This is a genomic window from Paludibacter propionicigenes WB4 (assembly GCF_000183135.1).
GTDB lineage: Bacteria > Bacteroidota > Bacteroidia > Bacteroidales > Paludibacteraceae > Paludibacter > Paludibacter propionicigenes.
Genome location: NC_014734.1, coordinates 3447254 through 3460931, shown reverse-complemented (window position 1 = coordinate 3460931; position 13678 = coordinate 3447254). Strand labels below are relative to the sequence as shown.

The 13678-nt window shown below is 41.6% G+C and carries 11 protein-coding genes; 3 read left to right on the top strand and 8 right to left on the bottom strand.

All coding sequences use genetic code 11. The features are described 5' to 3' along the window. Window positions 1–166: 166 nt before the first annotated feature. The 3 genes from rimP (at window position 167) to infB (ending at window position 5097) form a co-directional block, all read left to right on the top strand. Window positions 167–634 (top strand): ribosome assembly cofactor RimP, encoded by a 468-nt coding sequence (rimP, locus tag PALPR_RS14425; protein WP_013446397.1) that lies wholly within the window; start codon window positions 167–169, stop codon window positions 632–634. 3 nt (window positions 635–637) lie between these two features. Beyond that, window positions 638–1903 carry a transcription termination factor NusA gene (gene nusA, locus PALPR_RS14420; protein ID WP_013446396.1) on the top strand — a complete coding sequence of 422 codons (1266 nt, stop codon included), beginning with the start codon at window positions 638–640 and terminating at the stop codon, window positions 1901–1903. A 98-nt stretch (window positions 1904–2001) separates the two neighbouring features. Then, window positions 2002–5097, top strand: coding sequence for a translation initiation factor IF-2 (gene infB / locus PALPR_RS14415; RefSeq protein ID WP_013446395.1), 3096 nt, complete (start codon window positions 2002–2004; stop codon window positions 5095–5097). Window positions 5098–5239: 142 nt separating this feature from the next. On the opposite strand, the gene trpA is transcribed toward infB, so the two are convergent. From trpA to PALPR_RS14375, 8 genes are all read right to left on the bottom strand, one after another. Further along, window positions 5240–6010, bottom strand: coding sequence for a tryptophan synthase subunit alpha (trpA, locus tag PALPR_RS14410; RefSeq protein ID WP_013446394.1), 771 nt, complete (start codon window positions 6008–6010; stop codon window positions 5240–5242). Window positions 6011–6107: 97 nt separating this feature from the next. Then, on the bottom strand, window positions 6108–6728 hold the full coding sequence (locus PALPR_RS14405) for a phosphoribosylanthranilate isomerase (RefSeq protein WP_013446393.1): 621 nt from the start codon (window positions 6726–6728) through the stop codon (window positions 6108–6110). Between the two features lie 37 nt (window positions 6729–6765). Further along, window positions 6766–7608 carry an indole-3-glycerol phosphate synthase TrpC gene (trpC, locus tag PALPR_RS14400; RefSeq protein ID WP_013446392.1) on the bottom strand — a complete coding sequence of 281 codons (843 nt, stop codon included), beginning with the start codon at window positions 7606–7608 and terminating at the stop codon, window positions 6766–6768. 59 nt (window positions 7609–7667) lie between these two features. Further along, entirely contained in the window at window positions 7668–8663 is a 996-nt protein-coding gene (gene trpD, locus PALPR_RS14395) for an anthranilate phosphoribosyltransferase (RefSeq protein WP_041620449.1), read from the bottom strand. Window positions 8664–8805: 142 nt separating this feature from the next. Beyond that, the gene (locus tag PALPR_RS14390) at window positions 8806–9372 is read right to left on the bottom strand and encodes an anthranilate synthase component II (protein WP_013446390.1); all 567 of its coding nucleotides are present in this window, start codon (window positions 9370–9372) and stop codon (window positions 8806–8808) included. 142 nt (window positions 9373–9514) lie between these two features. Then, window positions 9515–10918: an anthranilate synthase component I family protein gene (locus tag PALPR_RS14385; protein WP_013446389.1), complete on the bottom strand. Its 1404-nt coding sequence runs from the start codon at window positions 10916–10918 to the stop codon at window positions 9515–9517. An 85-nt stretch (window positions 10919–11003) separates the two neighbouring features. Then, complete coding sequence (gene trpB, locus PALPR_RS14380; RefSeq protein ID WP_049777071.1) at window positions 11004–12218, bottom strand: tryptophan synthase subunit beta; 1215 nt, start codon at window positions 12216–12218, stop codon at window positions 11004–11006. 308 nt (window positions 12219–12526) lie between these two features. Continuing rightward, window positions 12527–13663 carry an adenylyltransferase/cytidyltransferase family protein gene (locus tag PALPR_RS14375; RefSeq protein WP_013446387.1) on the bottom strand — a complete coding sequence of 379 codons (1137 nt, stop codon included), beginning with the start codon at window positions 13661–13663 and terminating at the stop codon, window positions 12527–12529. Window positions 13664–13678: the final 15 nt, after the last annotated feature.

Genomic DNA, 13678 nt, shown 5'->3' with positions numbered 1-13678 from the left:
TGTTTTGCCGTTGAATTCGAAACATACTGTACAAATTACTATCATACAAGCAATTATTTTTTGTATTAAATCTTTGTATTATAAAGAATTATTTTGTACTTTTGCAATCGAAATAGGATACGGAGGAGGGGACAACAGTCCCCTCGTTTGTTAGTATAACATGACTATGATTTTAAAAACAACTATAAATCAGATAGTTGAAAACTATCTTGATAACACAGACTATTATCTCGTAGATGTAAAAGTCACTCAGGATAACAGAATTTCTGTAGAAATAGACTCTTTTGATGGTGTTTCGCTTGAGTTTTGTGCTGAGCTAAATCGTCATATTGAATCTCAATTTGACAGGGAAGTAGAGGATTTTGAACTGGAAGTTAGTTCGGCAGGACTCACTGAGCCATTCAAGGTTTTAAAACAATACGAAAAAAACATCGGCAACGAGGTCGAAACATTGACAAAAGGCGGAAAAAAACTTTCGGGTGTTTTGAAAGAAGTACATGAGGATAATTTCGTACTGGAAATCGAAAAAACAGAAAAACCTGAAGGAGCCAAGCGTAAAACTACAATCATTGAGGATGTAACGTTCTCTTATGAAGATATTAAATACACAAAATATATTATTAGATTCAAATAAGCCATGAGCAAAAAAGAAACTATTAGCTTAATTGATACTTTTTCGGAGTTCAAAGAGCTAAAAAGCATCGACAGAAGTACATTAATCAGTGTAATGGAAGAGTCATTCCGTAATGTGATTTCGAAATTGTTTGGTACCGACGAAAATTATGATGTGATTATCAACCCCGACAAGGGCGACTTTGAAATCTATCGTAATCGTACTGTGGTGGCTGATGAAGATTTGACAGATCCTAACCTCCAGATATCTTTGACTGAGGCAAAGAAAATTGATGAGGATTATGAAATAGACGAAGACGTAACGGATACGGTTGACTTTCTTAGCTTCGGACGCCGCGCCATTCTGACTCTTCGTCAGACTTTGTCGTCAAAAATACTTGAACTGCAAAAAGACAACGTTTTCAGCAAGTACAGTGAAAAGGTCGGTCAGATTGTTAGTGCCGAGCTGTATCAAATCTGGAAAAAAGAAATGTTGCTGATAGACGATGAAGGCAACGAACTATATTTGCCAAAAACAGAGCAAATCCCAACGGATTTCTACCGTAAAGGTGATACAGTGCGTGCAGTAGTAGCCATGGTTGAAAACAAGAATAATAACCCTAAAATTATCTTGTCACGTATATCACCGGTGTTTTTGGAGAGACTTTTTGAACTGGAAGTTCCTGAAATTCATGAAGGCCTAATCACAATTAAAAAAATTGCCCGTATTCCCGGCGAGCGTGCTAAAGTGGCCGTTGAATCATACGACGACCGCATTGATCCGGTTGGAGCTTGTGTAGGCGTAAAAGGTTCTCGTATCCACGGCATTGTTCGTGAGTTGCGTAACGAAAATATAGATGTAATAAACTACACCAATAATGTAAATCTATTTATTTCACGTGCATTGAGTCCTGCGAAGATATCTTCAATCAGACTGAATGAAGCAGAGAAAAAAGCTGAAATTTACCTGAAACCCGAAGAAGTTTCGCAAGCTATCGGAAAAGGTGGATTGAATATCAAGCTGGCCGGAATGCTTTCAGGCTATACCCTTGATGTATTCCGCGAAATGGACGAAGATACAGAAAGCGAAGATATTTACCTGGATGAATTCAGCGATGAAATTGATCAATGGGTTATTGACGCACTTAAGGCAATAGGATGCGATACTGCAAAAAGTGTGTTGGCAATATCTCGTCAGGATCTGGTTCGTCGCACCGACCTTGAAGAAGAAACCATCGACGAAGTTCTGGCTATTTTAGCAGCAGAATTTGAAGATGAAGAAGAAGCCTAAGAAAACCATAGTATGTTTAGCGATAGCAAAATATCAGCTAAAATTCAGAACGGATGATATATCCGAAGACTAAAAAAACAGAAAACTGAAAATAGAATATGTCCATAAGATTAAGTAAAGCCTGTAAAGATTTGAACGTTGGAATGACCACTGCCGTTGAATTTTTGGCGAAAAAAGGTCATAAAATCGTCGTCGACCCTAATTTGAAATTATCCGATGACTTACACCTTTTGTTAGCGAAAGAATTTAATAAAGATATGGCTCTGAAAATAGAATCGGAGCGCTTGAGTCAGGAGCGCCAGCTCAAAGAGAAGGCTGCAACTGTTTCCATAGAAGGTTATAACCAACCAAAACCTGCTGAAAAATCTGCAGAAACTATTCATATTTCAATTCCAGAAGAACAGTTACCGCATTTCAAATCCGTTGGACATATAGATTTGAATGCAAAAAGCAAACATCCGGAAACGAAACCTGAAGTACCAACACAAGCACCGGTTGCAGAAAAGTCTATAGTGGTTGAGAAACCCGTAGCAGAAGAAAAAATTATTGAAAAAGCTGAGGTTATCAAACCTGTAGAAGTACAAGAAATCAAGGCTGCCGAAGCTCCGGTTACTGAAAAGAAGGAAGAAATTGTAACACCGCCGGTACAGAAAGCAGAACCTGAAGTTACGGTAGAACCTAAAACAGCTCCGGTAGTAACTTTGGTTGAAGAAAAAGAAGAACCGAAAGTAGCTGAAAAAGAAGAAAAAGTAATTTCCGAACCTAAAATAGAACTTATTAAACCGATTAAAAAGTTCAAATTAAAAGAAGAAACTGAGCCTGCCGAAGTAAACACTCCGGCGAAAGATAACAACGACAATGATGAGGATGAAATATTCTCATTGACTCGCCCCACTATCGATGTTGCTCCTGTGGTTATCGGAACCATTGATTTGGATCTGCTGAATCAAAGCACCCGTCCAAAACCTAAAACAAAAGAACAGAAACGCAAAGAGCGTGAAGACAAAAATAAACTAGACGGCAAAAAACCATTTATCGCAGGCGAGAAGAAAATCCTGCGTACGGCTGCCGAGGTTGCTGCTGATCCTGCATCGGCACATCCGAAGAAAAAACGTGAACGCTTCTCCAACCAGAAAGTTGACATTACCAAGGTACCTCAGGCAAATGGAGCTACACAAGGCTTTGCTCACCCGAAAAAGGTGACTCCGGGAACTACCGGTGGTGGCGGAGGTGCAGCTAAACCGACACCAAATAGAGATCGTTTGAAAAAATCGATTAAAACCGTTGTCAACGAAGAAGATGTACAGAAACAAATAAAAGAAACCTTAGCCCGTCTTTCGGGTGCCAACAAAAAAGGCAAAGGGTCAAAATACCGTCGTGATAAACGTGATATCAACAGTGCACGTCAACAAGAGCAGGCACAACGTGAGCGTGACGAAGAAAGCGTAATTAAACTGACCGAATTCGTAACGGCTAGCGAACTGGCTGTAATGATGGACGTTTCGGTTAATCAGGTTATTGCAACCTGTATGAACATTGGTTTGATGGTTTCTATCAACCAGCGTTTGGATGCTGAGACAATTAATATTGTGGCTGAAGAATTCGGCTTTACAACAGAATATGTAAGTGCCGACGTAATTGAAGCTATTGGAGAGGAAGAAGCAGATAACGAAGAAGATTTGTTGCCACGCGCTCCAATTGTGACTGTAATGGGACACGTTGACCACGGTAAAACATCCTTGCTCGACCACATTCGGAAAACAAATGTGATTGCCGGTGAAGCCGGTGGTATAACTCAGCACATCGGAGCATACAATGTGAAGTTGGAAAACGGTCAACGAATCACTTTCCTTGATACTCCGGGTCACGAAGCATTTACGGCTATGCGTGCCCGTGGTGCGAAAGTAACTGATATCGCTATTATCATAGTAGCTGCCGACGATAACGTCATGCCTCAAACCATTGAAGCGATTAACCACGCAGCAGCAGCCAATGTGCCTATGATTTTTGCAATCAACAAGGTAGATAAACCGGGTGCAAATCCTGAAAAAATAAAGGAAACGCTGGCTCAAATGAATTATTTGGTTGAAGACTGGGGTGGTAAATACCAATCGCAGGATATATCAGCCAAAAAAGGCGATGGAGTGGCCGAGTTGCTTGAAAAAGTATTGCTCGAAGCCGAACTGCTTGAGCTGAAAGCCAACCCGGGCAAGCGTGCTATTGGTTCGGTGATAGAATCGACACTGGACAAAGGACGTGGATATGTTTCAACCATCCTGATTCAGAACGGAACATTGCATCAGGGAGATGTGGTATTGGCAGGAACTAACTTTGGTAGAATAAAGGCTATGTTCAACGAACGTAACCAACGCATAAAAGAAGTACTACCGGGAGAACCGGCTTTGATACTCGGATTAAACGGAGCACCTCAGGCGGGTGATAACTTCAACGTGATGAACTCTGAACACGAGGCGCGCGAGATTGCCAATAAACGTGAGCAACTCCAACGCGAACAAAGCCTGCGTACCAAGAAACACTTTACGCTCGACGAACTGGGTCGCCGTATAGCACTTGGCGATTTCAAGGAATTGAATATCATTGTGAAAGGTGACGTGGATGGTTCGGTAGAAGCTTTATCGGATGCACTGATTAACCTGTCAACAGAAAATATTCAGGTAAATGTAATACACAAAGCGGTGGGTGCCATTTCCGATTCGGATATTTTGCTGGCAGCTGCTTCTAATGCTATCATTTGCGGTTTCCAGGTTCGCCCTACTACTTCGGCTCGTAAAATTGCTGAAAAAGAAGAAATCGATATCCGACTTTATTCTATCATCTACGACGCGATTGAAGAAATCAAATCGGCTATGGAAGGTATGCTTTCGCCCGAAATCAAGGAAGAAATCACCGCCACGGTTGAAATTCGCGAAGTATTTAAAATCACCAAAGTGGGTACAGTGGCCGGATGTTTGGTTCGCGAAGGTAAGATTAAACGTTCTAACAAAATTCGTATCATCCGCGATGGTATCGTAGTCTATACCGGTGAGCTTGACTCGCTCAAACGTTTTAAAGACGACGTGAAAGAAGTAGGTACAAACTACGAATGTGGTTTGAATATCAAAAACTACAACGACATTCAGGTGGGCGATATAGTAGAAAGCTACGAAGAAACGGAAGTGAGAAAAACACTGTAACAGTTAGCAGTGATCAGTTAGCAGTGATCAGTGATCAATTAATAGTAAACACGAATTATATTATAAAAAATGCCGGACTCATTACGAGTTCGGCATTTTTTGTTTTATCAATCGCAATTAAGACCTCGAAGACCTATTAAGATTACTCTTCCAATTTGTCCAACAGCAGTTTCACCCCTTTCTCTACATCCTGCGTTTCTTCAAGTGCTTTGATAAAAGCACTACCAATAATGGCTCCTGAAGAATAGCGGTTCACCATATCGCGGGTTGATTTATTGGAGATTCCAAAGCCAATCAGGCGCGGATTTTTCAGGTTCATCGAGTTGATGCGGTTAAAGTAATCTACCTTCGTGTCGAACGAATTTTGCGTCCCTGTAACGGCTGCCGACGAAACCATATAGATAAATCCGTTGGTATGACTGTCGATTTCACGGATACGTTCTTCCGAAGTTTCGGGCGTAATAAGGAAAATAAATTCCAATCCATAGCGCTCGGCAATGGCTTTGTATTGGTTGATGTAGTCGACCATGGGCAGATCGGGAATGATCATACCGTCCACTCCTACTCTGGCACATTCGGCACAAAACGTCTCAAAACCAAACTGCATAATGGGATTCAGATAGCCCATCATGATTAATGGAATATGAATGTCTGCCCGAACGGATGTGAGTTGGTCGAAAAGCTTGCGGATGCTCATACCGTTTCGTAGAGCTTGCTGACTGCTGTTTTGTATCACAATTCCGTCGGCCAACGGATCGGAAAATGGCACTCCGATTTCCACCAAATCCACACCATTTGCCTGAAGGCATTTTAGTGTTGGCAGGGTGTCCTCCAGCTTTGGAAAACCGGCAGTAAAATATACCGAAAGGATGTTTTCCTTCTTTTGTTCGAATAATTGATTGATTCTGTTCATGATTTCTATTTTGACAACGGACGACAGACACCGGTCTCCAGTCCTATATATTTTATTTACAATTAATATCAGCGAAGCTAATATCGCGAAGCAACTATCATTTTCCTATCTCTTTCAAAAAACTCTTTAGTAAATCAATATCTTTAAGTCCCGGTTCCACCTCAAACTTACTATTCAGGTCAATTCCGGTGAACTTTGGATGATTGATGGCACGTATGGCATCCGCGTCATCGGCAGAAATTCCACCACTCAGCAAAAAAGCCGTTTCACCTTTATAGCTCTCCAACATTCTCCAGTCGAACTTCACACCCGAGCCTCCATACTCTTTGGTTTTCGTATCAAACAAAAAAAAGTCGCAGGTACCTTCGTATCTGTCTGTTGCATCAAAATCAGATACCTCAGCCACCGGGAATGCTTTAAATACAAGCAAACCTGCCATTTTTAAGGTATAACAAATATCTTCAGACTCTGTGCCGTGCAATTGTACTCCGTTGAGCGCGTATTTTTTTATCGCAGTCAGCATATCATCCAACGACGCATTTACAAAAACACCTATTTTCAAAATTCGCCTGGGCAATGCCTTTAATGCCTCCATATCCAACGGTTCAGCATAGCGTGGTGACTTGGGGTAAAAAATGAAACCCATAAAATCGGGCTTCAACTCCGCAATTGCATATATATTTTCAGGGATTTTCATCCCGCAGATTTTGATTTTCATGTTCAATCAATTGTTAGAGACGCAAGGCCTTGCGTCTCTACTGTAAATTTTCAATAAAATTCGCTAGCGCTGCCGCAGGATCTTCTTCCTTCATAAAATTTTCACCCATCAGGAAACCTTTGTAACCTACCTTTCGCAATTCCTTAACGGTCTCCCCCTTAGAGATGCCGCTTTCGCTCACTTTCACTAACTGATCTGGAATCAATGCTGCCAAATTGAACGAAGTCTGAATGTTTTGTTCAAAAGTTTTCAGGTTACGGTTGTTGACACCCAACAAATCCACGTAGTCGTTGGCATGACCGAGTTCTTCGGCATTATGTACTTCAAGCAATACTTCCAACCCGAGTTCATGTGCTTTGCGGGCAAGCTCAAGCGTTTGTTGCACAGTGAGCGCGGCGGCAATCAGCAGCACCACATCAGCCCCCATGGCTTTGGCTTCGTAAAGCTGATATTCGTCAATCACAAAATCCTTACGCAACACCGGACAAGCTATAAACTGACGGGCAGCCATCAAATCCATTGGCGTACCGCCAAAATACTCTTCATCCGTAAGAATAGAAATACCTGAGGCTCCGGCTGCACTATAACCCGAAGTTACATCCACCACGTCCGCATCTTCGTGTATCCAACCGAGTGACGGCGATTTACGTTTAAACTCAGAAATAATTCCCGATTCCGAGTTCAGCAAACTTTGCTTCAACGACAAGCATTTACGGGAAAAAACAGGAGACTTTTCTAAAGCCGAAACAGGTGTTGAGAGATTACGAGCCGCCACTTCAACTTTTTTACTTGCTATTATTTTATCTAAGATATTACTACCCCTAACCCCTAAAGGGGAATTAGAGTTACTATTATCTTGTATGTTTTTGTCATTATTCATTTTGAATATCAAAAGAATCAGTTGTAATGTTTTTTATTCCCCTTTAGGGGTTAGGGGTCTTATTTATATATCTCCACAAATTTTTCAAACGCTTTTTTGGCATATCCACCAGCAAGCGATTCGGTGGCTTCAGCAATGCATTGCTCCATTGGTTTTATCGGATTGCGTGTCTGAATTGCCAGTGCCGAGTTGATAATTACAGCATTGCGTTGGGCTTCGGTAGCGTTGTTATCCAGCACATTGATAAATATCTGTGCGGCATCGTCAACTGTTTCGCCTCCTGAGAGTTCTTCTTGTTTTAAACGTTTGAAACCAAGTTGTTCCGGTGTATAAACAAACTCACCGGCATTGGTCATAATCTTACAGGTATCTGTCAGCGAGATTTCATCGTATCCATCCAAACTATGAACGACAGAATATTGCACTCCCAGATTTTGATAAATATAATTGTAAAGACGCATCATTTTCAAACTATATACGCCCAAACATTGATACTGAGGACGCACCGGACTGATAAGTGGTCCCAGCACATTGAAGAAAGTGCGTACACCCAGATTTTTACGTACAGGCGCTACGTTTTTCATAGCAGGATTACAAAACGGTGCATGTAAATAAGCAAATCCCGATTGGTCGAGCGAGCGTTTTATCACATCGATATCCGTCGTAAATTTGGCGCCATAATACTCGAGTACATTCGATGCCCCACTGACCGAGGTAGCACCATAATTGCCGTGTTTGGCCACTTTATAGCCTGCTCCCGCCACTGCAAAACAGCTGCAAGTGGAGATATTGAACGTATTTTTTCCATCACCGCCTGTACCAACAATATCGAGTGCATCGAATTCCGACAAATCCATCGGAATAGCAAGCTCCAACAAGGCATTACGGAAGCCAATCAATTCATCGAGTTCAATACTGCGCATCAAATATACAGATATAAATGCGGCTATTTGAGCATCATTATACTTTCCGGCAGCTATGTTGGTCATCACTTCTGCTGCTTCCTCGCGAGTCAGCGACTGGTGATTAAATAATTGATTAAGTATTTGTTTCATATATTCAGCAGTAAGAGGTAAGCAGTAAGAGGCAAGCACTTGCTGAGAACCTTATATAATGTTTTTTATTCTATTAAACCAATCAACCAGTCAACTAATCAACCGATTAACTAATTAACTAATTAACTAATTAACCAATTGACTAAGCTTCCAACCAATTCTTCAGCATTTTCTCCCCGTCAGGAGTTAATACCGATTCCGGATGAAACTGAACGCCACGTACATCGTAGATTTTGTGTGCCAATGCCATAATCATACCTTCTTCATCCACAGCTGTAATGGTCAGGCATTCCGGCAAGGTAGATTTCTCAGCAGCCCAGGAATGATAACGCCCCACTTCCAGCTTTTTATCCAACCCGTTGAAAAGAACATCTTCTGCCACTACATCTACCATAGAACTTATCCCGTGGTGAACATCGGTAAGGTTTATCAATGTACCGCCAAAAGCTTCAGCAATGGCCTGCTCTCCCAGGCATACGCCCAAAATGGGTTTAGACGGAGCATACGTCCGTATAACATCCAACAAAATGCCCGATTCGGACGGCACACCGGGACCCGGCGACAGGATAATTTTATCGAAACGTGCAATTTCTTCTAATGCTATCTGGTCGTTGCGATGCACTTCCACATCGGTATATCCCAATTTTTTGACTGCATGCACCAGGTTGTAGGTAAACGAGTCGTAATTATCGAAAACTAATATCTTCATAAATTTGTCTATTGTCTACAGTCAAAGGTCAAAAGTCCTTCAATCATAGTATATTTTTATTCTAAGTATTACAAAGCTAGTAACAATTAATATCGGCGAAGCCTTATATCGTCCAAAGGACAAATATCGCCGAAGGCAAATATTATCTTCCTGAAGCAACATCCACCGCCTTTTTGAGCGCCGCCAGTTTATTATTTACCTCCTGCAATTCACTTTCTTCATCAGACTTGGCAACGATACCGGCACCGGCCTGATAATAAAGCGTATTATTTTTACTTACAAATGATCGTATGGTAATGGCCTGATTCATGCTGCCATCGAAACCGATATAACCAAGACAACCGCCATAAGGACCTCGGTCGTGGGGCTCAATGCTATCAATAAGTTGCATGGCTTTTATTTTCGGAGCTCCCGAAAGCGTTCCGGCCGGAAATGTGTCGGCAAAAAGTTTAATAACTTTAGTGTCAGGTTTTAGCTGTCCGCTAACGCTTGACACCAAATGTAATACGTGCGAATAATACTGCACTTCGCGGAACACCTCAACCTCCACATGATCAGTATTGCGGCTCAAATCATTGCGTGCCAAATCGACCAACATCACATGCTCCGCATTTTCTTTTTTATCGGTGCTGAGTTTCTCTGCAAGTTCGGCATCCTTTTCGTCATTACCCGTGCGGCGGAATGTTCCGGCAATAGGTTTGATGAAAGCTTTCTGCTTTTTGGCATCCACCACCAGGTGAGCTTCGGGCGACGAACCGAAAATTCGGAAATCGCCAAAATTGAAGTAAAACAAATAGGGTGACGGATTCACCGAGCGCAAGGTACGATAAAGCATAAAATCGTCCCCTTTGTATTGCTGATAAAAACGGCGCGAAAGCACAATCTGGAAAACATTTCCTTTGAAGCATTCCTCTTTGCCACGAGCTACCATTTTCTTATAATCCTCATTTGAAATATCACATTTTTCCACACCGACAGCCTCAAAGTCATAGGTTGCTATGTTATTATTTCCAAGAATTTCTTCTATCTCAGCAATTTTTGAGGTTTCACCTTCGAGCAAATTCTCAATAATGGTCAATTCATTATTAAAATGATTCACAGCAATAATGTATTTAAACAATACATAATGCAAGCCCGGCATGCTTCCCGGGACAGTTTCGCGGGCTGTAAGCTTTACATCTTCAAAGTACTGCACCGACTCATAAGACGAGTATCCGAATAAACCATTTATTCCCACAGGATTATCATTTTTTACCAGCTCAACCGATTTCAGAAATGCATCGAAACGCTCAGCCACCGTCAATTTTCCGGTTACCGGTGTTTCAAGCTTAGTTCCGTCGGGATATTCCTCTTTAATCACAAAATGATTGACCGAAATTCCACCAATCGGACAAAAGCCGATATACGAGTAACTGTTTTCAACACCGTGATAATCGGAACTTTCCAACAACACAGAGTTAGTATATAAATCGCGTATCTTGAGGTAAATTCCCACCGGCGTCTGTAAATCGGCCAGCATCTTTTTTGAATGAACGAATAGTTTCATATAATTATGTCTTAAGTCTCCGGTCTCCGGTCTGCAGTCATTAAAGTCCAAAGACAGTTGACTGGCAACAGGCGACCAATGACAATTATTTAAAATGCTTCACATAAGTATCCATATCCTTGTCACCACGACCAGAAACTGTGAGAACCACAATATCATCGGGTTTAAAAGTTGCTTTTTCTTTTTTCAAGAGTGCCAGCGCGTGCGCCGATTCTATAGCCGGAATAATTCCTTCCAGTCGGGTGAGTTCGAAAGCAGCATCCAGTGCTTCGTCGTCATTTATTGCCAACACTTTTGTTCGGCCCGACTTTGCAAAAAACGCATGTGCAGGACCGATTCCCGGATAATCCAATCCTGCTGAAATGGAATAGGGTTCTATAATTTGTCCATCTTCATCCTGAATCAACAATGTTTTGGCTCCATGGATAATACCTGTTGTTCCCAACGAAATGGTTGCAGCCGTTTCGCCGGTATCAACACCTAAACCTCCTGCTTCTGCTGATACAATTTTCACGCGGTCATCATTCAGATAATGATAATAAGTTCCCATAGCGTTGCTACCTCCGCCTACGCAGGCCATCAGGTAATCAGGATAATCACGCCCAATTTGTTCCTGCAGTTGCCATTTAATTTCCTCGCTGATCACTGATTGGAAGAAACCCACCATATCCGGATAAGGGTGCGCACCCACCGTGGAACCTACAATATAAAAAGAATCAGGATTGGAGCACCAATAGCGAAAAGCTTCGTTGGTAGCATCTTTCAGCGTCATATTGCCACTTGTAACCGGTTCGACAGTGGCGCCCAACATGCGCATCTTCTGCACATTCAGAAACTGGCGTTCCACATCGGTTTTACCCATAAATACAATACATTCCAACCCCATCAACGCACAAGCAGTCGCTGTGGCCACACCGTGCTGCCCGGCACCTGTTTCTGCAATAATACGGGTTTTCCCCATCCGTTTGGCAAGCAGAATTTGTCCCAACGCATTGTTTATTTTATGTGCTCCTGTGTGATTCAGGTCTTCACGCTTCAGGTAAACTTTTGTTCCATATTCCGCCGACAGTCTACTGGCAAAATACAATGGCGAGGGGCGTCCCACGTAGTTTTTCAACAATTCGTAATATTCTGCTTTAAATCCGGCATCATCTTTTATAGCATAGAAGGCTTCCTTCAGTCGTTCAAAAGAACCATGCAAAATTTCGGGGATATATGCTCCGCCAAATTCACCGTAGTATCCGTTTTCGTCAATGCCTCCAGCTCCTAAAGGGGAGTTGGAATTAGTTTCGTTTTGCATATCTTTCTCTTTATTCATACTAGTTGTTTTAAATAAACAGTTGTAATTTAGTTCCCCTTCAGGGACTAGGGGTAAAATAAAAAAAAGGCTTATCGTGAGTTCCGACAAGCCTTTTTGTAATATCTTTTTGTTTTGACAATATACACAGGTGTTACCTCTCACGATTAGCTGATTCGTAAGTGCCACCACCAAAATTTATTTACTGTCAAAATTGAGTTCATTTCCTTTTTGTTTGTTTTGAGAGTGCAAAGATTGCAAATTAATTCTATTTACGCAAGAAAAATATCATTTTTTCTTATTCATTATTTTTATTGCCGTCTTATTCTAATCTGAATTGCATTTTCCAATGGTTCCTCGCTAAAGAAAATCATATAGCCACCACCTCCTGCACCACTTATTTTCCAACCCAGTACGCGACTTTTATATGATTCTATCTGCGACAAGATATCTTCTGAAATCATATTTGGAAACATGGTAATCTGAGCATCGAAACTTTGAGTCATGGCTTTCCCTACAGCCACAGCATCTTTTGCCAGCAATGCATCCCAACAGGCTTTAGTTGCATCACTTAGCTCTTGCACATTTTGCGGAGTTATATGCGTATCAGCCAATACATCATAGTCTTTGTGACGCGGATATAGCGGAATCATCCACAAACGCTGCTCAATCCAATCGAGGATATCATCATCCAGAACGCTTTGAATTTTTGATGGCCAAAAATCTCCTTCGTAATAAAGGTTGTTTAAACCTGGTACAGTAATTCCCAACGAATCCTGAGATCCGCTCACATACTTTGTTCCCGGAGGATTTTCGAAGCAGAATAACATCCGTGCTAGCTTTTCTTTATCGCCTTCAGGCACATCCGACTGCCAAAGTTCAATAGCTTTCTTTCGGCTACTGGTTGACATCCCGCTCCGATCATTAAACTCATAATCAGGCTCTATACAGATTGTCAGAACCGAACCTCCAGCATGTTTGCTCACATAAGGCTGATCTAACCAACCTCCGGCTAAATCTATTCTGTAAGGAATGTTGCACTCCTGACGTAAAGCAGTCGTAGAGCGGGGAGGCAAATTACCATGAGGGATACGTTTACTTACCACATACTCAATTCCCAATTCATTACAAAGATTTTCTTTGGCCAATGTATGTCCATCGGCATTTACAAAAAATATATCAGGACGCAAGTGTTTTATTTCTTCCAAAAAATCAAGCAGACCACTACCTCTATTAATCCAGGCATCTTTCACTGTTTTCAGCGATTTTACCATATAAAGCCTCTCGGCATCGGAATTTATGGTTTTTCTCGCTTTCAATTCAAAAATAGTCTTATCGGAGCCTATGCCAACATACAAGTCTCCTAATTGAGCTGCCTCTTCAAAAAAAGCAACGTGACCACTGTGAAGCATATCATAACAACCACTCACAAAAACCTTTTTCGCCATAACTAATATAGGGGT